Below are 22,413 nucleotides of genomic sequence, written 5' to 3' on the forward strand. Positions count from 1 at the left end.
CGCAACGGCAAGGCCGTCCTCATCGAGCCCGAGCCGACCTGACACAACTCACCGCGAAGCATCATCGCTCATTGCCGCTCGGGGTTCGCTGCCGCCTGCCCACGTGAAGGTCGAATTTTCGGGTCAGCGGTGCGGACTTCCGTGATCTGGGCGCTAACCGGCCTTCACCCCCGAAGACCGCAGGCCGTGTCACCATGGATGAGAGCGCAGCAGTCACGCCCACTGACAAGACGCTCCCGGACGCCTCGGCGTGTGTGCACCTGCTGCGTGCCATCCGTGCCGAGGAGACCGACGTGAAGCGACGGGAACTGCTCTTCGAACTGGCTCTGGTGCTGGGCGGGGCCCCGGCGTTGGACTTTCTGCGGGTCCTCAGCCCGGACGAGGAGGAACGCCTGGCAGGGGTGCTGCGCAGCACCTGGCGGGTGGACGAGGCGACGGCGCGCACCTTCGAAAAGCTCACGCTGCACGCACGCCGAGCCGACGACAAGTATGGGCCCGCGACGCCGCTGCCGGTGGTGAACGGACAACGTACGGCACTCGAGTTGGGCGACCCCACCTTGATCAGCTACCAGCACTGTTGGCTGGGCGCTATGGCCGTCTATCAACAGAAAGCGGCCACGGCTCTGGACCATGCGTACGCTGCGCAGAGCTGGACATCCCGGTCTCCGAGCAAGTTGTTGCGAGCAATGAGCCACTCGGCGCTGTCGAAGGCACATGCCGCCGCCGGTGAAACGTTGGGGTGCGCCCGGGCACATCACCGTGCGATGTGACGTCACATCTGCGTGCCGCCGGCGTTTTCCCTTGAGAGCCTAAAACGAAAGGAGACGCATTATGGCGACGTATGGCGCCCGATTCTGCTCAGGGGGCGGAAGCCGTGACGCCTGAGACGCAGGCGGCAGCCGCCCCCCACGACGGCTTCATCACCTACGACGAGCTCAGGGAGCCAGACCTCAACGCTGCGCGCTGGAGCCCGGCGGGCCTGCCGCTCCCGACGGGCGGCGACCACATCCCGCTGGACCCCAACGCGGAGCTGTCCGTCGGCGAGGGCGAGGTGCGAGTGACGATCCCGCGCTTCTCGCTGTCGCACAACACGTTCCAGCCCGCCGACAGCGCCAAGTACCTCATCTTCTCGACGCGCCAGTTCGAGCTGCCGCCGGATCGGCCCGCGACGTTCGCCGTCGACCTCGCGGTTAAGAACATCGGCGGGGAACCAGGGGACTTCCGTCGGGGAATGGCCGCCTTCCACGCTTTCGACTTCGAGGTGAGCAAGCGCGTGTTCGCCGTCTGCGGCACCTCCACCCGCGTGCTCGCATTGCACGAGCAACTGGGCGCGTGGGGAGCAGCCGAGCCCTTCTACCACGTAGTCGAGTCGCCGTACGTGGACTTCGACGACGACTTCACCCGGCTTCGCGCGTGCGAGATCACGCTCGACCGGAGCCGATCGACCGCGGCCTGGCGCGTCGACGGCCGCACGGTGTACGAGACCCACGGCACCCTCATCCCCGAACGCGTTCGCATCGGGTTCGGGATCTGGACGATGCTGCCGATCCGGGACGGTCGCAGTCGCTCGCTCGATGGGCAGGGGATGAACGCGCGGTGGCGCCGGTTCCGTGTACGCGGGGTCGACGCGTGAGCCGCTACGCGGCCGCACTGCGATGATCACCGGAGCCGCGCTCGGGCTCGGGCTAGTCGTTTCCTGGCCGCGCCCGCGGCTGTCGGTCAGTTTGAGCAGCCGACCCTGACCGTCGAACACGTAGACCGTGGACGACTTGTCGATGAGTTTCCAGCCGCCATCGACCGCCTTCGTCAGGGTGAAGTGCATCCCGGGCGGGGGCTGGTAGGAATCCCACACCGCCTGTGCTGGTCAGCTCACAGATCTTGTATTCGCGTTCCACCGCCCATCCCGGCGATAGACCTGTGTTTGTAGGCATCTGCGCGCAGTTGTGGGGTCACCGTGTCGACCTGCGCCCCGTTCGCGGGGAAGGCCGGTCCGATCCAGGGGGCGTCCGCCGCTGCGGTAGCCTGCGCGTCCGTTGTTCTGGCGGTAGTCCCCTTCGCGCGCGTCCCGGGGGATCCAGCCTTCGGGACGCGCGCTGAACGGCCGAGGCGGAATGCTACGTACCGGATCAAGGTGCACGGCCTTGTGCGATCGCCGTGGTGGCTACGTGGTGCCATGATCCGATTACAGAATGGCAAGCATTTCCTCATACCCAGCGTCATGCCCCGGTCACTCACGGGAGCATCTCAAGGCCTTTGAACATGTGAAGGGGGCCGGGTGAAGCGGGTAGTGGGGGTTGTCGCCGGGATTGCGGTGCTCGTTGCCGGGGTCGCGAGTGCGGATGGGGCGGCGGTGGCCATGGGCGCCAGGGGAGCGCCGGCTGCGGTGGAGAGGGTGGTTTGGGGAGCCTGTCCCCAGGTGCCGGGGAAGGCGGTGAATGCGAGCGTCGAGTGCGCCACCGTACGCGTGCCGCTCGACTACCGCGAGCCCTGGGGTCAGTCGATCAAGCTGGCGCTCAACAGGATCAAGGCCAAAGTGTCCCGTGACGCCAACCACCTCGGCACGCTGCTGATCAACCCGGGCGGGCCGGGGGCGTCCGGGCGGAAGCTGACCGAGTACGTGTCCTCAGCCCTGCCCGCCAACGTGAGCGAGCGGTACGACATCGTGGGGTTCGATCCTCGTGGCGTCGGCGGCAGCGAGCCGGCGCTGCACTGCGTGGACCCTGAGGTGTACTACAAGCCGCCGCGGCCGGACGCGGTGCCGCGCGGGCTGACCGATGAGCGGGCGCTGCTCGGCCGCGCCTCCGAGTACGCCGCCCGCTGCGGCAACTTCTGGGCCTGGCTGCTGCCGCACCTCACGACCGAGAACTCGGCCAGGGACATGGACCGGATCCGCGCCGCTCTCGGCGAGGAGAAGATCAGCTACCTGGGCTACTCGTACGGCACCTACCTGGGAGCCGTCTACGCCACGCTCTTCCCGCACCGCGTCAAGCGGCTGGTCATGGACAGCACCGTGGACCCGTCCGGCGTCTGGTACAAGTCGAATCTGGCGCAGGACCTCGCCTTCGAGCGCCGGCACCAGCAGTTCCTCACCTGGACGGCCGGCCACCACTCCGTGTACAAGCTGGGCGCCACCCTCAGGCAGGCGTCGTTCGCCTACTACGCGATGCGCGACCGGCTGCGGACCCGCCCGGCCGGTGGCGTCGTGGGGCCGAGCGAGCTCGACGACACCTTCACCATCGCCGGCTACAGCGACCGGGTGTGGCCCAAGTTCGCCCAGGCTTGGTCGTCATATGTACGGCGGGGCGATGTTCAAGGGCTGATCGACATCTATGACAAGCACGGCAAGAACGACGCCGCCGACGAGAACGGCTACGCCGTCTACCTCGGCGTCCAGTGCAGCGACGCCAGGTGGCCGCGCCAGTGGGAGAGGTGGCGTGCCGACATGACCAAGACGCATCGCCAGGCGCCGTTCCTGACCTGGCCGAACGCCTGGTACAACGCCCCCTGCGCCTTCTGGCCGGTCCCGGGCGGCGAGCCGGTCCAGGTGCAGGAGTCGCCGAAGCTGCCGCCGATCCTCATGATCCAGTCCCGCTACGACGCCGCGACGCCGTACGAGGGGGCTCTGGAGATGCGCAGGCGCTTCCCCCACGCCCGCATAGTGCTCGACAGGGGCGGCAACCACGGGGTGTCGCTGGCGGGCAACCAGTGCGTGGACCGGCAACTGTCGGCGTACTTGAGGGACGGGTCCCTGCCGCCGCGGGACGTGGCCTGTGCCGCGCTGCCTCAGCCCCGTCCGGCCGCTCACATGACGGCGGGCACCGCGCAGCGGCAGCACGATCTCCCGGGGCCGCCCGGGGTGCTGGAGCACATCGGAGCACGATGACGTCAAGAAAGGATTACCGTGGGCATTGCGGGATGAGCTAACTGGTAACCCTTCGCGTAGTCTGACCATGTGATGCTGCGTACATCGGCGTCGCGCGTGCTTGACGACAGCGACCGGGACGAGGTTCTCGCCCTGCTGGACACCGATCCGGTCGCCAACGTCTTCGTCTCCTCCAGAGTGCGTGCCGTCGGACTCAATCCGGCGCGACTCGGCGGGCAGATGTGGGGATTCGGGCCGCGCGGTGGCCTCGTGTCACTCTGCTACGCCGGAGCCAACATGGTGCCGGTCAGCGCCGGCCCGGAGGCGGTGCATGCGTTCGCCGACCGCGCCCGGAAACAGGGGCGGCGCTGCTCGTCCATCGTGGGCCCCGTCGACGCGGTCTCCCTGCTGTGGGAGCGGCTGGAGCCGTACTGGGGCCGGGCCCGGGCGATCCGGTGGGCGCAGCCGGTCATGGTCACCTCGCGCAAGCCGCTGGTGCCCGCCGATCCTCTCGTACGCCGGGTGCGGCCGGACGAGTTCGACATCCTGCTGCCGGCGTGCGTGGCCATGTTCACCGAGGAAGTCGGCGTCTCGCCCAACCTCGGCGACGGCGGCGCGCTCTACCGCACCAGGGTCGCCGAGCTGATCAGGATCGGCCGCTCCTACGCGCGCATCGAGAACGGCAAGGTCGTGTTCAAGGCCGAGGTGGGGGCGGTCACGCCGCAGGCCTGCCAGATCCAGGGCGTCTGGGTGGACCCGGAGTTGCGCGGCAGAGGGCACGCCGCGGCCGGGATGGCCGCCGTCGTGGAGGCCGCGATGGACTGCTTCGCACCCTTGGTGACGCTGTACGTCAACGACTACAACCGCTCGGCGCGGGCCGTGTACCGCAAGGTCGGCTTCGCCGAGGTCGATACCTTTATGTCCGTTCTGTTCTAGCATTCGCTGCATGATCCTTGTTACGGGTGCCACGGGCAACGCGGGCAGGGCGCTGGTGCGCACGCTGGCAGGAGCGGGGGCGGAGGTCCGGGCCCTGGTGCGGCGCCAGGTCGATCTCCCCGCCGAGCTGGCCTTCGGCGACCTGAACGATCCCGAATCGGTGGCAGGTGCGTTGACCGGCGTGCGCGGGGTGTTCCTGCTGAGCGGCTACGACCGGATGGCCGAGACGCTGGCCGCGATCGCGCGGGCCGGGGTTGAGCACATGACGCTGCTGTCGGCCAGCGCCGCGGAGGCCACCGATCTCGGCAATCCCATCTCGAAGTACCACGTGGAGTCCGAGGCGCTGGTACGGGAGTCGGGGGTGCCGTGGACGATGCTGCGGCCGCGTACGTTCATGTCGAACACGTTCCGCTGGGCCGGCCAGCTGAAATCCGGAAATGTCGTGAGGGATTCCTTCCCTGACGTCGCCGTCGCGACCGTCGATCCCCTCGACATCGCCGCCGTGGCGGCCGCGTCCCTCACGGAGAAGGGGCACGCCGGGCAGGTCTACGGGCTGACGGGACCGGAGGCGCTGCGGCCCGCTGATCGGGTGCGGATCCTGGGCGCGGCGCTGGGCAGGGAGCTGCGGTTCGAGGGGCTGACCGACGAGGAGTCCATGGCCGAGATGCTGGCGGGGATGCCGGAGGTGTACGCGAACGCGTTCTTCGGCTTCTTCGCGCGTGGCGAGTTGGACGAGTCGACGGTGCTGCCCACCGTCGAACAGGTCACCGGGCGGCCTCCGCGCACCTTCGAGGAGTGGGCGGCGGCCAACGTGGAGGCGTTCGCCTAGGCAACGCAGGCCTCTGTCGGAGCCCGGCTGCGTATCGGCTCACGTCACCATCGGCAGGCAGCGGTCCAGGCCGGTGATGTGCAGCAACCGGGACATGCAAGGGCGCGGCGCGGTCAAGGCGAGGGTGATGCCCTGGGCTCGAGCGCGGTCCTGGATGCCGACCAGGACGGTCAGTCCCGAGGCGTCGCAGAACGACACCTCGGACAGGTCCAGGATGAGCAGACTGGTGCTGTAGCGCAGCGTGTTCAGCAGTTGCTGGCGCAACGCCTGGGTGGTGAAGACGTCGATCTCGCCCGAAAGGCGGACGATGGTGGGAGCCGACGGCCCCGCCACGCCTAGAGGCGATGTGTACATGACTGTCATAGCATGTCTCCGATCGGAGAAGAGCGGGAACGAGGTGCCTGCCGGTCGCGCTTGGTCAGCCGCCGGATGGCGGTGTCGGCACTGATCGGAATCACTGGCAGGCAGCGCGTGGTCACGCCGGCACGGTTGGTTGGTCGATGGGGTGAGCGGCGGCGGAGTGCCCGCCCTCGTTCTCCCAGACGAGTGAGCCGTCCTCCTCTGCCGCGCCGGCACCCGGTATGACGGGAAGGCGCGCGATGATGCCGCTTGGAGCGAAGCCGGTTGTGACCTGGTCGGTGAGTGTGAGCGCGGCCTCGGCGCGGGCCCTCGCCGTGCTCGGCGGGATCACCAGCAAGACGATCGGCTCGGCGCCCGCAAGGATCAAGACGATCACATGGCGATCGGCGTGGCGGAAACAGCCCACCTGCACCTGGCGCCCGCGTGCCGGGATGCGGTGCGGGATGTGGTTCCACGTGTCCCGATACACGCCGACCCGCAGCGTGGTCCGGCTGAGCCGCTGATCGACGGCGGCGATCAGGCCGGGCAGTTCCGCGGTGGCATCGTTGGAGTAGGGCCACCAGGCCCCGTCCACGGTGGCGCGCTCGTCCAGCACGGGACTCATGGAGAGCCGAAGGGCCGAATCGACGGCGGGAACCGCGGACGCGACGGCGCTCAGCGGATTGAAATGAGAAAAACGTGTCCGCGCCATCGCGCACCTGGCTTGCCCGGCCTGAAGGCCGCGAAACCTACGCCGGGGGCGACGTCGACGTGGGTGCCAACGCACGAAAAGTCCTCGGTGTTTTTAGTCTATCCGCAGGCTCTGGAAATTGCGAATTCCAGAGGCCGGATGAGGGGGCGATTGCCGGAAAAAAATAAGGCCCGAGCGGGGCTTTTCGACAGCCCGCCCCGGCGGCCCAATAGGGAGTTTAAGGGGGTGCGTTGCGTAGGTGCTCCGTGTGGGCGGTGTGGCGGGTAGCACGTGGTGGGCCGACGCCGGGGGGATGAGGTGTCCCACCGTGGCGTATTGGCCGCGCAGACGCGGGCCGATCGTGAAGGGGTGATGGTGCGGGGAGCCGATGATCGTGCCGGCGGAGGAGGAACCGGAATGACCAGGAATCTCGGGGCTCAGGCTCTGCGTTTTTCTTTCTCCGAGGCGCGCGTGCCGAAAATTGCGTCATGGCTCTGAAGCAAGCAATCCACCGTGGCGGGTACCCCGCATTTTGCGGGCAAAGGCTCGGGTGGCGGGCCCGTCTCGATAGGATGTCACTGAGGCTCCGCGCCTTCTTCGGCGTGCCGGCCACTATCTGAGAGCGAGACGCAAAATGAGTAGTGCTCGCAAAACCGATGACCATGCAGCCAAGGCGCCCGCCCAGCGGAGTGAGACCGACGAGCGGGCCGAGCACGCGGCCAACGCGCAGTGGCTCAAGGACAACCCGGACGCGATGCCGCAGGTGAGTGCGGGGCGCTGGGCTGTGTACGACAGCGCCGGCCACCTGTGCGGCCACCTCGTCGGCGACGGTCCGACCCGTGAGACCCGCTTCAAGGCGATCGCCGCGGCGAACGAGTGGATGCCTCCCGGTGATGCGTCGGGCAGCTACGGCATCACCCTGCACGATGCCGGAGCGCACCTCCTCGACGCCGCTGCGCGCGGCGACCTCGGTGACGAGACGTGACACCAGAACGCCGCTTGGCAGGGGAGGGAGGCGCGTCGAAGTCAGTGCCGGGGTTGGTCGTCAAGGTCGGCCGACCGCCGGATCTCCCTCCGCTGGTTGCGTGGGTTCCAGCCAGCCGAGCCGCCGGGAGAGTCGCCGGGCGCTGTCGATGACGGTGGCGACGTGAGCGGAGGGGCCGATCTCGTGCCATAGGAGCGACCACGGGAAGTGGGCGGCGGGTTCGGTCAGCGGACGCCAGGTGGTGCCCGGCCGGTTGGAGGATCGGGAGGAGGAGGGGACGCAGAAGACACAACGGCGCTGGAGCACGAGATCGGCGGCGGCGCGTGTGCTCTCCACGGTCCCTTCATAGGGGATGGGCGTGAATCCGGCCGAGCGGCACAACTCGACGACGAACTCGTTGAGCTCCGGTGTCTGGGCTTCCTCCCCGAACAGCAGCGGTTCTTCGGCGAGCCTGGACACAGGGACGCTTTCCAGGCCGGCGAGGCGATGGTGGTCGGGGAGCAGCACGCCGAGAGGATCGAGCCGGATCAGCTCCGAGCTCACGCCGGGAGGGGGCTGGGAAGCCCCGCCGATCCCGATGTCCAGCCGCCCGTCGGCCAGTTGCCGGAGCTGCTCCGGGGCGCCCGCTTCGACCTGGTGGATCGTGAGATCGGGATGGCGCTGCTGGACGTCGCGGAGAATCTGCGGCATGGAGTCGTAGCCGGCGTCGATGATGCCGGCCCGAAGCGGGGGCGACGGTGTGGCGGCGTTGCGGGCGGCTTGCGTGGCCCGCCCCACGTGGTCGAGGATCTGGCGGGCCTCGGTGAGGAAGGCGACACCCGCCGGGGTCAGATCGACATGGTGAGTGCTGCGATCGAGCAGCTGCACTCCCAGCTCGCGTTCGAGTCGCTGGATCTGCTGGCTCAGCGCGGATTGCACGATGTGCTCGCGGGCTGCGGCCCGGCCGAAATGCAGCTCCTCGGCCAGGGTCACGAAATAGCGCAGCTGGCGTAACTCCATGCCTGCCACCCCTTCCCACGCTGGGCGGCGTCTCTCTCCTACTCTAGATCCTCGTGGGGCTGCCGGCCCGGTACGGCCGAGGCCACTCTGAGCCGGCCTTCGCCGAAGAGGTCAGCCACCGGCCGGGGCGCGGGCTTGTTGCCGGGGGTTGCCGACGCGGCGGCGCCGGAGGCGGTCACGGTCGGGCCAGTGCACGTCGCTCGCCCAGCCCAGCAGCTCGAACAGGCGGATCACACCGGCGGACGGGTCGATCTGGCCACGCTCGAGGCCGTGGCGGGCGCAGCTGGGTTCGCTGTGGTGGCCGTTGTGCCAGCTCTCGCCGAATGACAGCAGGGCCAGCGGCCACACGTTGGACGAGCGGTCGTGGCGGCGGGTCTTGAAAGGTCTGCTGCCGATGACGTGGCACAGGGAGTTGACGCTCCAGGTGACGTGCTGCAGCAGCGCGATCCGGATCAACCCTGCCCACAGGAAGGCGGTCAGCCCGCCGTACAGGGTGCCGGTGATCGCCCAGCCGGCCAGGAACGGCAGCGTCAGCGACACCGCGCACAGCGCGGGGAAGGCGCGCGCCACCCTGACCATTGCCGGATCGGCCAGCAGGTCGGGGGCGTAGCGTTCGGCGGGAGTCTGGTCGTCGGCGAACATCCAGCCCAGGTGGGCGTGGGCAAGCCCCCGAAGCTGCCCGCGCAGGCTGGTGCCGTACCGGTAGGGGGAATGGGGATCGCCGGGCCGGTCGGTGAAGGCGTGATGGCGGCGGTGGACGGCGACCCAGTCGATGAGGTTGCCCTGGAAGCCCATCGACCCGGCGACCGCCAGGACCACCCGCAGCCATGGCCGGGCGGTGAAAGAGGCATGGGTGAACAGCCGATGGAAGCCGACCGTCACTCCCAGCCCGGTCACCACATAGAAGGCCGCGGCCAGCAGCAGATCAGTGAGCGCGACTCCCTGCCCCCACGCCAGGAAGATCGCGACGCCGAGCGCGATGAACGGCAGCACGACAATGGTCGCCGTCAGCCCCACCTGAGCTCTGCCGGCCGCTGCGTGCTCCTTTGCCTCGGGGAACGGTGATGCGCCGTCGTAGTCCTGCCGATCTTTCACCGGCTGTTCTGAAATGCTCATTTGTCTCTCTCACACCGACCGCTCGTGTACGTAGCACCATCGCCAGGTCGATCCTGGTTCCAGCGAGGTGACGACCGGGTGGTCGGTTTCCTGGTAGTGGGACTTGGCGTGGCCGCCCGGCGAATCGTCGGAGCAGGCCACCCAGCCGCAAGTCAGGCAGGCCAGCAGGCGTTTCCAGGTCCAGCCGAGGGCTAGACATTTCCTGCATTGGGGTAACCGGCGTTCCACGGCCGGCAGCAGGTCGAGGTGATCGCAGCGTGGCGCCTGACCATTGAGGCCGGCGCGAGCGGTCGTGTTCATTCCTTCTGCATCCAGGGTCATCGCGACCCCCTCACGGCGACAGTGACGCGAGATGCGCCAGCTGGTCGGTTCTCAGTCAATGTGATCCGCGAGCCGGCGGAAACGCCCAATCCAAGCAAGCCTCATCACCAACAGCGATCGCCCGCCCGGCCGAGGTCGCGGGCCCGCTGCCGGCGATCCTCTCCATCCACGGTGCGGCCGCTACCGCGCCCGGACACCATGCTGCGAATCACGGCACCAAAGGTGCCCTAGAGGCGTACGAGCTTGTCGAACAGCCTGGCCAGCTCCGTGCCGGGGTCCGCGGTGAGACCAGCGTGCACGGGGCCGGTCTGGACGATCGTGCTGCGGGGCGCCGTCAGCCAGCGGAACCTCCCGCCGAGCGGCTCCGCCCCCAGCGGTCCGGGGGCGTCGCCGCAGGCCAGCTCGTACGCGCTGAGCGCCCGGCGTACCGCGTCCACGTCCGCCCCCGGGTCGAGCGCGCGCAGCCGGGCCGGGTCGAGCTCGACCCGCGCGCACAGGTAGCCGCGCGGCTGGCAGTAGAGCAGCACGCCCGCGTTGATCTGCTCGCCCCGCTCCACCTTGGGGATCACCCGGATGACCGCGTATTCGTAAACGTCCTTGGTCACCGGCCGCCTCCCCGCCAGAACTCGCCGACCGACCCCGGCCCGGACCGCTGGGCCCGCTGCTCGCCGCGCACCAGCCACTCGCGCGGCCCGTGCGCCCGCCGCAACAGGTGATCGACGTACGCCTCCCGCACGGCCTGCGCCGAGCCGAACCCCGGCTCGCCGTCCAGCCACTCGTCGGGCACCTGCGCCGTCACGTCCTCCAGCAGCTCGCGGGTGATCTTCCCGGCCAGGTGGGCGCCCGCGGCCGCCACGTCACCGGCGTACTGCGCGAGCACGTGGTCGCCCGCGTCGAACGGCCGCTGCGGATCGGCGGTGGGCCAGTTGTGGTGGAACCAGAGCGCCGCGCCGTGGTCGATCAGCCAGGTGTCGCGGTGCCAGATCAGCAGGTTGGGGTTGCGCCAGCTCCGGTCGATGTTGTGGATGAGACCGTCGAACCACACCACCCTGGACGCGAACACCGGGTCGGCGATCCAGGCCAGCGGCTCGAACCCCAGCGCGCCCGGCAGGAAGTCCACCGCCAGGTTGAGCCCGGTGCTGGCCTTGAGCAGGTCCTGCACCTCCTCGTCCGGCTCGCGCGCGCCGAGCTGCGGGTCCAGGTCGATGAGCTTGAGCTCGGGCGTCCTGAGCCCGAGCCTGCGGCCCAGCTCGCCGGCGACGATCTCGGCGACCAGCACGCGGCGGCCCTGGCCCGCCTCGCGGAACTTCACCACGTAGGTGCCCAGGTCGTCGGCCTCGACGACGCCGGGCAGCGACCCGCCCTCCCGCAGCGGGGTCACGTAACGGGTGGCTGCGATCCTATCCAGCACGACACGAGGCTATCGCCCACCCGCCGCACCCTGATCACGAGGGCTGCTCAGCCGGCCAGGGGCTGCTTGAACGGGCGAACGACGGCGCTGCTGCTGCACGCGGTGCGCGGTCAACACGCCGAGACCGCGTGGCCCGCACGCGGTGGCGCGGCGGGTGAGCGAGCGGCGGCGGTGCCGCGCGTGATGGGCGCTGCGTGAGGTGGCCCGGCCGGGGTGGTTGCCTGGGGACGGGCCCGGCCGGGCCCCCGGTCGACTGACCCGGCCATGGGGGGCTGGCCGGGTCAGAGCTTGGTGATGACCTCCTCGGCGAAGCGCTCCATGGTGGCGATCTTGAGCTCCAGCGTGCCCTCGCCGTACCGGGCCTTCTCCTCGGGAGTGGCCAGCCACCACGGGGCGGCCAGCGTGCCGGTCACGCCCTTGGCGGCGAAGTGGCGGTACGTGCCGGCGTCCGGCAGCGCGGCCAGCGGCGCGATGATGTCGAAGGGCTGCCCGGTCCTGCCGCTCTCGTCGAGGTGCCGCCGCAGCGTGTCGAGCACGGGGTCGAGCTGCTCTTCGGTGTAGATGCGGTTGCCGAGCCAGCCGTCGCCCAGCCGGGCCGCCCGCCGCAGGGCCGCCTCGCTGTCGCCGCCCACGTACACCGGAATGCGCCCGGCCGGGGTCGGCGAGATCGACAGCGGCGGGACGTCGTCCAGGGTGACCGTCTCGCCCGCCCAGAGCGAGCGCAGCACCGGGAGCATGGCGTCCAGCCGCCGCCCGCGCGTGTGGAAGTCCTGCCCTGTGGCGACGAACTCCTCCTTGCACCAGCCCACGCCCACACCGAACGTCACCCGGTCCCGTGACAGCACCGCCGCCGTGGACACCTGCTTGGCGACGGTGAGCAGGTCGCGGGCGGGCGCGATGTAGACGTTGGGGGAGAAGCGCAGCGTCGTGGTGACCGCGGCCATCGCCCCGATCGTCACCCACACGTCGGGCCAGTGCGTCTTGGCGTCCCAGCGCGGCCGTCCCGACTTCGAGTACGGGTACGGGCTGGCGAAGTCGGCGTAGAACAGGTGGTCGGACAGCGTCAGCGTGTCGAACCCGCACCGCTCGGCCGCCCGCGCCAGCTCCGTGAACTGGTCGGCGTCGACGAACGAGGCCCCCAGCCACATCTTCATCGGAACTCCGGCGCGACCTTGGTGGCGAACAGCTCCAGGTTGCGCTTGACCGTGTCGAGCGGCAGCACGCCCTGCTGCCCCTGCATGTAGAGCCCGAACCACTCCAGGTCCGGCATCCGGTCGAGCATCCGCTGGATGCCGCGCTTGACGTCGTCGGGCGTGCCGAACAGCGCCATCTCGACGTCGTTCATCCGCTTGGCGTCGCCCTTCTCCGGCGAGATGGGCTTGTGCTTCTCGTCCTCCTTCTTCCGCAGCACCTCCAGATACCCGAAGGGGCCGAAGAAGGCCGCGAAGTCCTTGGGGATGCTGCGGCCGAAGGTGTTGATCGCCTGCTCGGTGGTGTCCGCGATGCCGACGATCTTGAGGATGCCGGTGTGCTCGCCCAGTTTGTACTGGCGGCCCTGCTTGGCCGACTCCTCCTGGTAGAGCTTGGCCTTGGCGGCGTGGTCATCGGGATTCGGGGTGAACATCCACGGCAGGATGTCCTCCTGCGCGGCCCTGATGACCGACCGGTCGGAGATCGTGAAGGGCTGCCACAGCTCGGGGTGCGGGTTCTGGTACGGCCGCGGGCAGACCGACACGGCCACGACCTTGCCCTCCTCGTCCAGCTCCGCGGGCGCGCCGAAGGTCCGCGTCCACTCCTGGGCGGGCCAGCCCTCGATCCCGTCGTACGGATAGGGCACCTGGTAGTCCAGCACGTCGGACTTGTAGCGCAGGGTCTCCTGCGTCCACGCCATCTTCATGATCTTCAGCACCTCGCCGAAGACGTCGAAGTTGCGCGTGTCGGACGCCGAGCCGTCCGAGCGGGCGGCGGCCGCGTGCCAGCGCTGGCCGAGCACGTTCATCCAGCGGTTCTGGTAGCCGCGCGCGACGCCGAGCCGCAGGCGGCCCTTGCAGAACTGGTCGAGCAGCGCGACGTCCTCCGCCGCCCTGATCGGGTCCCAGGCGGGCAGCACCAGGCCGAGCGGCGCGAGCAGGATCCGCTCGGTGCGGGCGGCGAGGTCGGTGAGGAACATCAGCGGGTTGACCGAGAACTCCATGCCCTCGGAGTGGAAGTGGTGCTCGGTCATCATCAGCGCGTCGAACCCGAGCTGGTCGGCGTGTACGGCTATCTCCCGCACCTCGGCCAGCAGCCGCTGGTACGACTCCGTGTCCCGCCCGATGGGACGCTTGGCCTTGGCGTTCTCCTCGGCCGCGTATCCAGAGCCTGGAATCTGCGGATTCAGGAAAATAGAAAACTTCACCGGGGACCTCTTTCCGCGGACGGTTCCTCTGCAAGGTACTCTGGCAATCTTAGCCGAGCAATCGCTTGGTTAACTATGAGGAGGGGCACATGAGACTGGGCGTCACGATGTTCGCCACGGATCTGGCCATGCCCGTCGAGGAGCTGGCCAGGGCGGCGGAGGAACGCGGCTTCGACTCCCTCTACGTGCCCGAACACACCCACATCCCGGTCTCGCGCCGCACGCCTCCCGCCGCCGGCCAGGAGGAACTGCCCGACGAGTACAAGCGCACGCTCGACCCCCTCGTCGCCCTCTCCTTCGCCGCCGCCGCGACCCGGCGGCTGCGCGTGGGCACCGGCATCCTGCTCGCCGCCCAGCGCGAGCCCATCGTCACCGCCAAGGCCATTGCCACGCTCGACCACCTGTCTGGCGGGCGCGTCGTGGTCGGCGTCGGCTTCGGCTGGAACGTCGAGGAGATCGAGAACCATGGCGTCCCGTACACCCGCCGCCGCGAGGTGGCCAGGCGCAACGTGCTGGCGATGCAGGCGCTCTGGCGCGACGAGGTGGCCTCCTTCGACGGCTTCGAGCCGTCCTGGTCCTGGCCGAAGCCGCTGCACGGCCCGCCCGTCTACGTGGGTGGCGCCGCGGGGCCGAAGCTGTTCGCCCACGTCGCCGAGTACGCCGAGGGCTGGATGCCGATCGGCGGCGCCGGCATCAAGGCGGCGCTGCCGGCGTTGCGCGAGGCGTGCGAGAAGGCCGGGCGGCCCATGGCCCGGATCATCCCGTTCGGCACCCGGCCGAGCAGGGAGAAGCTCGACTACTTCGCCGGACTCGGCATCGAGGAGGTGGTGGCCACCCTGCCCAGCGGCTCGGCCGACGTGGTGCTGCCCCTCCTCGACGCGTACGCGGCTCTGTGACACGCAGGCTGTAATAATGACGGTTCATGTCCGAGCTCCGTGCCGATGACCCCCAGCGCCTGGGGACGTACCGGCTCTCGCGCAGGCTCGGTCAGGGCGGCCAGGGCGTCGTCTTCCTCGGCCACTCGCCCGGCGGGGCACAGGTCGCGATCAAGCTGCTGCACGCGAGCCTCTCCGGCGATCCCGACGTGCGGCGCCGGTTCCTCGGCGAGGCCGATGCCGTGCGGCGGGTGGCCGCCTTCTGCACCGCCCAGTTGCTCGACGCCGACCTCGACGGTGACCGGCCGTACCTGGTCAGCGAGTACGTCGAAGGGCCCTCCCTGGGAGAGCACGTGATCGCCAAGGGGCCGCGCCTCGGCGGGTCGCTCGATCGGCTGGCCATCGGCATCGCCACCGCCCTGGGCGCGATCCACCGGGCGGGCGTCGTGCACCGCGACCTCAAGCCGGGGAACGTCCTGCTCAGCCTCGATGGGCCGCGGGTCATCGATTTCGGGGTGTCGAGGCTGATGGACGCCACGGTCACCACCAACCAGATCCCCGTCGGCACCCCGGCCTACCTCTCGCCCGAACGCATCCAGGGCGAGTCCGCGGGGCCGCCCGCCGACCTCTGGGCCTGGGGGCTGACCGTCGCCTACACCGCCACCGGCAGGCACGCGTACGTGGCGGACACGTACCAGGAGATTCTGGCGAGGATCTTGTACGGCCGGCCGGATCTGAGTTGTTTGTCCGGGCAGCTGCGGGAGATCGTGGAAGCCTGCCTGGCCCCTGAGCCGGGTGAGCGGCCGGATGCCGGGGAGGTGCTGCGGTGGCTGCTCGGCCAGGACGCGGGCGGGGAAGATGTGCTCACGACCGGGGCGAAGGCCGCCAGCGGCACGACCGGGCCCGGCCCGGTCACAGACCTGCGCCGGGATTCGGATTCGCCGGCCACCACAGACCCGCACCCGATGTCCGGGCTGCCGCCGGCCAAGGAGCTGCGCGCGATCAGTGCCGCACGCACCGCCGATGAGACGGCGCCCGAGACCGCGCCTAAGGGGAAGCCGCGCGCCGGACGGCGGTTACGTGCCTGGCAAGCGATCGTGGCGGTCGTCGGGCTGACCATGGGAGTCGCTGGATTCGCGTTGTGGCAGCGCGGCGCCCAGCAGCCGGGCCTGGAGGGCACCTGGACGGGATCGGCCGAGCACCCCTCGGCGAAGCGGATCTTCCCCGTCGAGATGCGCCTGAGCTCCGGCGGTTCGTCCACCCTGCGATGGGGCGCCGACCTGCACTGTTCAGGGCGGCTCGGGCCGACCAAGAGCGGGCTGGTGTTCGCGCTCGATCAGGTCAAGGGAGATGCATGCTATCCGGGAACACTCCGGATCCTCCCGTCGCCCGACCCGAACCAGATCGTCATCAAAGTGACGCGCGAAGGTAAGGACGAGGTGGCGTATTCGGGCACGGTAACCCGTACCTCTTGACCGGCTGTGTCACGGTCAGGCAGCGATTGTCCTGCGCACCGTTGACTGTTGGCGGCCCGTTGCTTTCAGTAGGAAGCACAACGGGTGGCGGCGAGGGGAGGCAGCCCCGTGCCAACGGCACAGCCGCTCAGAACGGGGGACCCGCAGCGACTCGGAGCTTACGAGCTTTCGGGACGCCTGGGTGAGGGCGGTCAAGGCGCGGTGTTCCTCGGTTCGAGGAGCGGGGAGACATACGCGGTCAAGCTGCTGCATGGGCCGGTGGGGGACGAGCGGGCGGCGTTCCTGCGGGAGGTCGAGCTGGCCAAGCACGTGGCGAGGTTCTGCACGGCCCAGGTGATCGACGCCGGGTTCGACGAGGGCCGGCCGTACATCGTGAGCGAGTACGTCGACGGGCCGTCGCTGCAGCGGGAGGTCGCGCTCACCGGGCCGCGGCGCGGCGGCGCGCTGGAACGGCTCGCCGTCAGCACCGCCACCGCGATCGTGGCGATCCACCGCGCGGGCATCGTCCACCGGGACTTCAAGCCGCAGAACGTGCTGCTCGGGTCGGACGGGCCGCGCGTGATCGACTTCGGCCTGGCCAGGGCGCTGGACGCGGCGGCCACGGTGAGCGGCAGGGGCGTGGGGACGCCCGCGTACATGGCGCCCGAGCAGATCACGGCGTCGGCCGTCACGGGGAAGGCGGACGTGTTCTCGTGGGGTGCGACGATGTGCTTCGCGGCCAACGCGTCGGCGCCGTTCGGGCAGGACTCGGTGGCGCCGGTGCTGCACCGCATCCTGACCGCGCCGCCCGAGCTCGGCATGTTGGCCGGCCGGCTGCGGACGCTGGTCGAGGCATGTCTGGACAAGGACGCGCGGAACCGGCCGACCAGCAGGGAGCTGCTGTTCGAGCTGCTGGGGGAGTCGGATGAGGTGCCGGCCGAGGTGCTGAGCACGCCTCCGCCGCACATCCTGCGGGTCACGCCGTCGCTGATCCCCGGGCCCCGGCCGCCCATGGCGGAGCCGGAGGCCACGGGGGCGCCCGGGGGGTACGTGCTGCCGGGGCAAGGCGCGGGCGATGACCAGGCATCCGGGTCCGGGGATGGGGATCAGAGCGGCTCCGACGCTTGGGACGGCACCGGTGTGCCGGGTTCTGCAGGCGGTGGCATGGCGGCTGACGTGAGAACCAGCGGGCCGGCGTCCGGTCCCGGCTTGGCGTCCGGTCCCGGTTCGGCCTCCGGGCCTGGGGTGAGCGGCGATGGTCAGGGCAGGAAAGGCTGGCCCAGGGCGGCCGTCGCCGTATCGGTCGCCCTGCTGGCGACCGCCGTCGCGCTGCTCGCCGTGATCGTGCCCATGCTGGACAAGGACGGTCAGGCGTCGCAGGCAGCCGAGCCGCCGGCATCCGCGCAGTCGGAGCCGGTGCCGTCCAAGCCCTTCACCCAGAAGTCGTCCCCGGCCAAGCCCAAGGAAACGCAGCAAACGAGCAAGCCGGCCGCCGATCCACCGGTGGTGCGGCCGGTGACGGTCCCGATCCCGGTCCTGACCGGACTGGATCGGGCCGCGGCGCTCAAGGCCATCAAGCGGGCCGGGCTGGTGCCTGGGCCCGTCACCAAGCTCGACTCACCGCGGAAGGTCGGCCAGGTGCTGAGCAGCCGGCCCGCCTCAGGCACGGTCGTGGCCAAGGGCAGCACGGTGTCGCTGCAGGTGTCGGCGGGGCTGGCCGTGCCTTCCGTCGTCGGCCTTCAGCGCAAGGCGGCCGAGACCGCCCTGACCGGTGCGGGCCTCGCGGTCGGCACGGTCACCCGCTCCTGCTCGGACCAGCCGGACGGCCGGGTCCTCGCCACGCAGCCCCAGGCGGGCCGCCGGGTCGCGGGCGGCACCCCGGTGGCCCTCACAGTGGCACGCAAGGGCGTCGCGGTCCCGTCCGTCGCCGGCCGGCCGGGGGAGGACGGGCGTGCGGCGCTGGTGGCGGCCGGGTTCAGGGTACGGACCCAGGGGCAGGTCGTGGAGGACGAGTCGCGGGTGGGCATGATCCTCAGCCAGAGCGTCCAGCCGGGCACCTGCGCGCAGCCGGGAGCTCTGGTCGTGATCGTCATCGGCCTGGAGGGCCAGTCGGGCCCCGACCCGACCGAGCCCTCAGAAACCCCGTCCGGCCCGTAGCCACGCCGCCGTGCCTGATCGTCCGCTTCAGGTGACCAGCAATTCCAGCAGCACGGCCCTGACCTGCTCCTCCGGCAGCTCCATCGTCTTCACCACGCCCCACTGCAGGGCCCCGAGCAGGGCCCAGCACCGGACCCTGGTCTCCGCGTCGGGGTCCTCGCCCGCGAGCTTGGCGAAGATCCCGTCCCGGAACGTCCTGATCGCCGCGGCCTCCGAGTCCGGTGACACGGGGGAGACGGCGTCGTCGCCGGCCAGGTCCTCCATGAACAGGCGGATCACCGAGCGGTAGCCCACCGCGAACTCGACCAGTGCCTCCATGAACTCCTGCCGGCTCGCGTAGCGGGTGCCGAGGAGCACGAGCATGTCGCCGGCCGCCGGGGAGAGCAGCTCCGAGGCCAGGCGGTCCTTCGGATGGAAGTGGTAGGCGACGGCCGTCTTGGTCAGGCCGACGGCGGCGGCGATATCGGCCAGGGACGTGGCCGCGTAGCCGCGCTCGGCGAACAGCTCTCTGGCGGCGGCCAGGATCCGGGTGCGGGTGTCGTCGGCTGTGGTCATCGTCTCATTTTTCCTGTTGGAAACAGCCTGCGCTATTTGGCGTCTTATCGTACGTCCTGTACGACCGTACAGGACGTCCGTCGAGTGGGGGCTGAGCGATGACGCGGTTGCTGGGACGGCTGGGTGGCTGGTGTGCCCGCCATGGGAAGATCGTGCTGCTGTTATGGGTGGTCGCGGCCGCCGGGCTGATGGGCTCGAGTCTCGCCTTCAGCAGCCCGACCAGCAACGACGCGAGCATCCCCGGCACTGACGCGCAGCGCGCGCACGACCTCATGAAAGAGGGCTTCGGGCCGGGCTACGGCCAGGGCGGCACGATGCAGCTCCTGCTGTACTCCGCCGACGGGCCCCTCACCGAGGACAAGCGCAAGCGGGCCGTGGAGGAGTCCGTCGACCGGCTGCGTACGATGCCGCACGTCACGCAGGTCGACACCCCGTTCCGCAGGGGCGGCATCGCCTCCAACCTGCAGATCGGCCTCATCACCATACGCATGCAGGGCCACGACACCGCCAAACTGGCCGAGACCACGCAGGCCCTGTCGAAGGCCGCGGACCCGGCGCGGGCCGCCGGGCTGGAGGTGGTGCCCGCCGACAGCTCCACCCCCGCCGACAAGGAGATCAAGACCGGCCCCAGCGAGATCATCGGCGTGGTCTGCGCGCTGCTGGTGCTGGTGTTCGCGTTCGGGACGCTGGTGGCCGCGATGATCCCGATCTTCGCCGCGCTGATCAGCGTCGCGTCAGGACTCGGCGTGATCGGCCTGCTCGGCTGGGTCGTGGACATGCCCAAGCAGGCCGGCATCATGGCCACGATGATCGGGCTCGGCGTCGGCATCGACTACGCGTTGTTCCTGCTGTCCCGGCACCGCAGGCTGCTGGCCGAGGGCGTGCCGGTCGTGGAGTCCGTACGGCGCACCGTGGCCAGCTCGGGCGGCGCCGTCGTCTTCGCCGGGGGCACGGTGATCATCGCGTTGAGCGCGCTGATGCTGGCCGGCTTCCCGCTGCTGGCCACGCTCGGCTGGGTCACCGGCATCTCCGTCGTCGCCGCCGTGCTGACCTCGGTCACCCTCGTCCCGGCCCTGCTCGGGCTGCTCGGTCACCGCGTCAACGCGCTCCAGGTGCCTTTCCTGCGCGGCGCCGGCTCGTCGGGCTCCGGCTGGGCGGGCCTCGGGTCGTGGGTGGCGCGCCGCCCGTGGCGGGTGCTGCTCGCCAGCGTGGTGGTGCTGGGCGCGCTGGCCGCGCCCGCGCTCGCGCTGAAGCTCGGGCCGCTCGACGAGGGGTACGGCACCCAGGGCTCGGAGCCCCGGCGTGCCTATGAGCTGATGGCCACCGGCTTCGGCCCCGGCGCCAACGGCCCTCTGATCGTGATCGCCGAGCTGCCCTCGAAGGCCGGCGGACCGAAGGATCCGATCGTCGACCAGGTCGTCCGCGAGGTGAAGGCGATCGACGGCGTCGTTCACGTGGCCGACCCCAAGGTCAACGTCTCCGGCCGGTCGGTCCTGCTGCAGACCGTCACCGACTACGCCCCCAGCGACAGCCGGGCCGCCGGCGTCGTCAGGGACATCAGGGCCATCTCGCTGCCCGGCGTCGACCTGCACGTCGGCGGCGAGGTCGCGGGGATGACCGACGCCGGGGACCGCATGGCCGAGCGCACCCCGCTCGTCATCGGCGTGGTGGTGCTGCTCAGCGCCCTGCTCCTGCTGCTCGCCTTCCGCGCGCCGGTCGTCGCGGTCAAGGCCGCGGTGATGAACCTGGTCTCGCTCGGTGCCGCGTTCGGCTCGCTGGCGCTGGTGTTCTCGGTCGGGCTGGGCAGCGGGCTGGTGGGCATGGACGCGCCGGCGAGCTCGTCGTACGTGCAGAGCCTCTTCTTCTCGGTGCCGATCGAGAGCTACGTGCCGCTGATGCTGTTCGCGGTGCTGTTCGGGTTGTCGATGGACTACGAGGTGTTTCTGCTGACGGCGGTACGGCAGGCGTACACGCGGCACGGGGACAACGCGCGGGCGGTGGCGGAGGGGCTCGGCGCGACGGGCCGGGTGATCACGTCCGCCGCGCTCATCATGGTGGCCGTCTTCGTGGCGTTCATCGCGTACCCCGACCCGATGGTGAAGACGTTCGGGGTGGGGCTGGCGGTGGCGATCGCGGTGGACGCCACGATCATCCGGGGGTTCCTCGTGCCCGCGACCATGGTCCTGCTCCGGCGGCTGAACTGGTGGTGCCCGCGCTGGCTGGACCGCCTGCTGCCGAACCTGTCCGTGGAGGGCAACGAGGAGGAGCACGAGCCGGCTCCCCAGCCTCGCGAGCCCGTCAAGCTGGGTGTCTAGGCGTCTGTCCCCGTGGTCTTCTGGTGGCGCCGCCAGGCGAGATAGCCGCCGTCGAGGGGGCGGGCGTCGCGGCCGTGCGCGCGCAGGAGGCGGACGGCCTCGGGGGAGACCACGCAGTACGGCCCGCCGCAGTACGCCACGATCTCCGCCCCCCTCGGCAGGTCGTCCAGGCGCCCGCGCAGCTCCGCCAGGGGCACCGAGATCGCCCCCGGGACGTGGCCGGCGGCGTAGTCGGCGGCCGGCCGCACGTCGATGATCACCGTGCCGGGGTCGGCCAGCCGGGACGCCAGCTCGTCGGCTGTCACGCCCTCCAGGGAGCCGAGCCGCGCCCGCACGGCGTCGCGCAGGTCGGCGAGCCGGTCGTGGGCGAACCCCTGCAGCTCGCCGAGGAAGCGCGACACCCGCTCGTCCGCCAGCCGGTAGTAGACGTGGGTGCCCGCCCGCCTGCTGGTCACCAGATGAGCCGCGCGCAGCTGCTGGAGCTGGGCCGAGGTGTTCTTGAGCGCGACCCCCGCCGCCTCCGCCAGCTCCTCGACCGTGCGCTCGCGCTGGTCGAGCACGTCCAGCAGGCGCAGCCGCACCGGGCTGGCCAGGGCCTTGCCGACGCGGGCCAGCTGCTGGTAGATCGGCTCCTCCGGGAACTCGGACATCAGACCATGTACTGGTCGTGGCGCAGGTACAGCTCGGTCCACTCCTCCGGGGTGAGCTGCCGGCCGTTGGCGACGATGTCGGCGAGCTCCTCGAAGTAGGCCTCGCGGGGTGCGCCCGGGGTGAACAGGATCAGCATCGAGGCGGGCACCCCGGACTCGTTGCGGAAGCCGTGCACGCCGCCCTCCGGCACGAACAGGAAGTCGCCGGGCCCGCCGTCGGCCCACTTTTCGCCGTTGAAGAGCCGGACGGTGCCGGACAGCACGTAGAACGACTCGGTCATCGTCCGGTGGAAGTGCGCGCCGGCGCCTGACGGGGTCGGGCCCATCTCCCATCGGTACAGGCCGAACGCGCCGTTCGTCGAGGCGCCCGTGCTGAGGTAGTGCACCTGCGTCCTGTCGCCGATCGACAGGTCCGGCGGCGTGTCGGCGGTGCGCAGGACGCCGCTGTGCTCGCCGGACTCACCCTGGTAGCGGGTCGGGGGGTACGACATGTCGCCTCCTTCTAATGTTCTAAGGAAGC

At 70.3% G+C, this 22,413-nt stretch carries 23 protein-coding genes; 11 read left to right on the forward strand and 12 right to left on the reverse strand.

The genetic code is table 11. The features are described from left to right. The first annotated feature begins 194 nt into the window (after nucleotides 1-194). The 5 genes from EJK15_RS27075 to EJK15_RS27095 all read left to right on the forward strand — a co-directional run bounded on the left by EJK15_RS27075 (nucleotide 195) and on the right by EJK15_RS27095 (nucleotide 5,627). On the forward strand, nucleotides 195-770 hold the full coding sequence (locus EJK15_RS27075) for a hypothetical protein (RefSeq protein WP_138713291.1): 576 nt from the start codon (nucleotides 195-197) through the stop codon (nucleotides 768-770). A gap of 104 nt (nucleotides 771-874) precedes the next feature. Then, entirely contained in the window at nucleotides 875-1,633 is a 759-nt protein-coding gene (locus tag EJK15_RS27080) for a DUF6081 family protein (protein WP_138713292.1), read from the forward strand. A 642-nt stretch (nucleotides 1,634-2,275) separates the two neighbouring features. After that, nucleotides 2,276-3,883 (forward strand): alpha/beta hydrolase, encoded by a 1,608-nt coding sequence (locus EJK15_RS27085; protein WP_240777244.1) that lies wholly within the window; start codon nucleotides 2,276-2,278, stop codon nucleotides 3,881-3,883. 72 nt (nucleotides 3,884-3,955) lie between these two features. Continuing rightward, nucleotides 3,956-4,798, forward strand: a complete 843-nt coding sequence (locus EJK15_RS27090; RefSeq protein WP_138713345.1) for a GNAT family N-acetyltransferase — start codon at nucleotides 3,956-3,958, stop codon at nucleotides 4,796-4,798. 10 nt (nucleotides 4,799-4,808) lie between these two features. Beyond that, nucleotides 4,809-5,627: an NmrA family NAD(P)-binding protein gene (locus EJK15_RS27095; protein WP_138713293.1), complete on the forward strand. Its 819-nt coding sequence runs from the start codon at nucleotides 4,809-4,811 to the stop codon at nucleotides 5,625-5,627. Between the two features lie 39 nt (nucleotides 5,628-5,666). Here the strand turns inward: EJK15_RS27095 and EJK15_RS27100 are convergent, their stop codons facing one another. Together EJK15_RS27100 and EJK15_RS27105 are read right to left on the reverse strand one after the other, a co-directional pair. Continuing rightward, nucleotides 5,667-5,981 (reverse strand): STAS domain-containing protein, encoded by a 315-nt coding sequence (locus tag EJK15_RS27100; RefSeq protein WP_240777245.1) that lies wholly within the window; start codon nucleotides 5,979-5,981, stop codon nucleotides 5,667-5,669. A 121-nt stretch (nucleotides 5,982-6,102) separates the two neighbouring features. After that, nucleotides 6,103-6,591 (reverse strand): DUF5994 family protein, encoded by a 489-nt coding sequence (locus tag EJK15_RS27105; RefSeq protein WP_138713295.1) that lies wholly within the window; start codon nucleotides 6,589-6,591, stop codon nucleotides 6,103-6,105. 700 nt (nucleotides 6,592-7,291) lie between these two features. Here EJK15_RS27105 and EJK15_RS27110 point away from each other — a divergent pair. Next, nucleotides 7,292-7,642, forward strand: coding sequence for a hypothetical protein (locus EJK15_RS27110; RefSeq protein WP_138713296.1), 351 nt, complete (start codon nucleotides 7,292-7,294; stop codon nucleotides 7,640-7,642). Between the two features lie 60 nt (nucleotides 7,643-7,702). On the opposite strand, the gene EJK15_RS27115 is transcribed toward EJK15_RS27110, so the two are convergent. The 5 genes from EJK15_RS27115 to EJK15_RS27135 all read right to left on the reverse strand — a co-directional run bounded on the left by EJK15_RS27115 (nucleotide 7,703) and on the right by EJK15_RS27135 (nucleotide 11,489). After that, a complete protein-coding gene (locus tag EJK15_RS27115; RefSeq protein ID WP_138713297.1) occupies nucleotides 7,703-8,641 on the reverse strand; it encodes a LysR family transcriptional regulator in 939 nt (312 codons plus the stop codon). A gap of 111 nt (nucleotides 8,642-8,752) precedes the next feature. Further along, nucleotides 8,753-9,757 carry an acyl-CoA desaturase gene (locus EJK15_RS27120; protein WP_138713298.1) on the reverse strand — a complete coding sequence of 335 codons (1,005 nt, stop codon included), beginning with the start codon at nucleotides 9,755-9,757 and terminating at the stop codon, nucleotides 8,753-8,755. Between the two features lie 9 nt (nucleotides 9,758-9,766). After that, a complete protein-coding gene (locus tag EJK15_RS27125) occupies nucleotides 9,767-10,057 on the reverse strand; it encodes a UBP-type zinc finger domain-containing protein (RefSeq protein WP_138713299.1) in 291 nt (96 codons plus the stop codon). Between the two features lie 248 nt (nucleotides 10,058-10,305). Beyond that, the gene (locus tag EJK15_RS27130) at nucleotides 10,306-10,683 is read right to left on the reverse strand and encodes a DUF3037 domain-containing protein (protein WP_171074557.1); all 378 of its coding nucleotides are present in this window, start codon (nucleotides 10,681-10,683) and stop codon (nucleotides 10,306-10,308) included. Then, nucleotides 10,680-11,489, reverse strand: coding sequence for a HipA family kinase (locus EJK15_RS27135; RefSeq protein WP_138713300.1), 810 nt, complete (start codon nucleotides 11,487-11,489; stop codon nucleotides 10,680-10,682). Before EJK15_RS27135 ends, EJK15_RS27130 begins: the two co-directional genes overlap by 4 nt. Before the next feature lie 66 nt (nucleotides 11,490-11,555). On the opposite strand from EJK15_RS27135, the gene EJK15_RS76420 reads away from it, so the two are divergent. Beyond that, complete coding sequence (locus EJK15_RS76420; protein WP_276615432.1) at nucleotides 11,556-11,687, forward strand: hypothetical protein; 132 nt, start codon at nucleotides 11,556-11,558, stop codon at nucleotides 11,685-11,687. An 83-nt stretch (nucleotides 11,688-11,770) separates the two neighbouring features. On the opposite strand, the gene EJK15_RS27140 is transcribed toward EJK15_RS76420, so the two are convergent. Further along, the gene (locus tag EJK15_RS27140; RefSeq protein WP_138713301.1) at nucleotides 11,771-12,643 is read right to left on the reverse strand and encodes a TIGR03619 family F420-dependent LLM class oxidoreductase; all 873 of its coding nucleotides are present in this window, start codon (nucleotides 12,641-12,643) and stop codon (nucleotides 11,771-11,773) included. Continuing rightward, a complete protein-coding gene (locus tag EJK15_RS27145; protein ID WP_138713302.1) occupies nucleotides 12,640-13,887 on the reverse strand; it encodes an LLM class flavin-dependent oxidoreductase in 1,248 nt (415 codons plus the stop codon). Before EJK15_RS27145 ends, EJK15_RS27140 begins: the two co-directional genes overlap by 4 nt. An 89-nt stretch (nucleotides 13,888-13,976) precedes the next feature. Between EJK15_RS27145 and EJK15_RS27150 the strand changes: the two genes are divergently transcribed. The 3 genes from EJK15_RS27150 (at nucleotide 13,977) to EJK15_RS27160 (ending at nucleotide 18,373) form a co-directional block, all read left to right on the forward strand. Beyond that, nucleotides 13,977-14,783, forward strand: coding sequence for a TIGR03619 family F420-dependent LLM class oxidoreductase (locus tag EJK15_RS27150; RefSeq protein WP_138713303.1), 807 nt, complete (start codon nucleotides 13,977-13,979; stop codon nucleotides 14,781-14,783). Nucleotides 14,784-14,809: 26 nt separating this feature from the next. Beyond that, nucleotides 14,810-16,237, forward strand: coding sequence for a serine/threonine-protein kinase (locus EJK15_RS27155; RefSeq protein ID WP_138713304.1), 1,428 nt, complete (start codon nucleotides 14,810-14,812; stop codon nucleotides 16,235-16,237). A 108-nt stretch (nucleotides 16,238-16,345) separates the two neighbouring features. Beyond that, the gene (locus EJK15_RS27160; protein WP_171074558.1) at nucleotides 16,346-18,373 is read left to right on the forward strand and encodes a serine/threonine-protein kinase; all 2,028 of its coding nucleotides are present in this window, start codon (nucleotides 16,346-16,348) and stop codon (nucleotides 18,371-18,373) included. A 27-nt stretch (nucleotides 18,374-18,400) separates the two neighbouring features. On the opposite strand, the gene EJK15_RS27165 is transcribed toward EJK15_RS27160, so the two are convergent. Further along, the gene (locus tag EJK15_RS27165; RefSeq protein WP_138713306.1) at nucleotides 18,401-18,928 is read right to left on the reverse strand and encodes a TetR/AcrR family transcriptional regulator; all 528 of its coding nucleotides are present in this window, start codon (nucleotides 18,926-18,928) and stop codon (nucleotides 18,401-18,403) included. Nucleotides 18,929-19,026: 98 nt separating this feature from the next. Here EJK15_RS27165 and EJK15_RS27170 point away from each other — a divergent pair, with 98 nt between their 5' ends. Next, on the forward strand, nucleotides 19,027-21,243 hold the full coding sequence (locus tag EJK15_RS27170; RefSeq protein ID WP_138713307.1) for an MMPL family transporter: 2,217 nt from the start codon (nucleotides 19,027-19,029) through the stop codon (nucleotides 21,241-21,243). On the opposite strand, the gene EJK15_RS27175 is transcribed toward EJK15_RS27170, so the two are convergent. Next, complete coding sequence (locus EJK15_RS27175; protein WP_138713308.1) at nucleotides 21,240-21,893, reverse strand: ArsR/SmtB family transcription factor; 654 nt, start codon at nucleotides 21,891-21,893, stop codon at nucleotides 21,240-21,242. The genes EJK15_RS27170 and EJK15_RS27175 overlap by 4 nt on opposite strands. Beyond that, a complete protein-coding gene (locus EJK15_RS27180; protein ID WP_138713309.1) occupies nucleotides 21,893-22,384 on the reverse strand; it encodes a cupin domain-containing protein in 492 nt (163 codons plus the stop codon). The genes EJK15_RS27175 and EJK15_RS27180 overlap by 1 nt, the downstream gene beginning before the upstream one ends. Between the last annotated feature and the right edge of the window lie 29 nt (nucleotides 22,385-22,413).

The sequence above is a fragment of the Nonomuraea basaltis genome (assembly GCF_005893125.1).
GTDB lineage: Bacteria > Actinomycetota > Actinomycetes > Streptosporangiales > Streptosporangiaceae > Nonomuraea > Nonomuraea basaltis.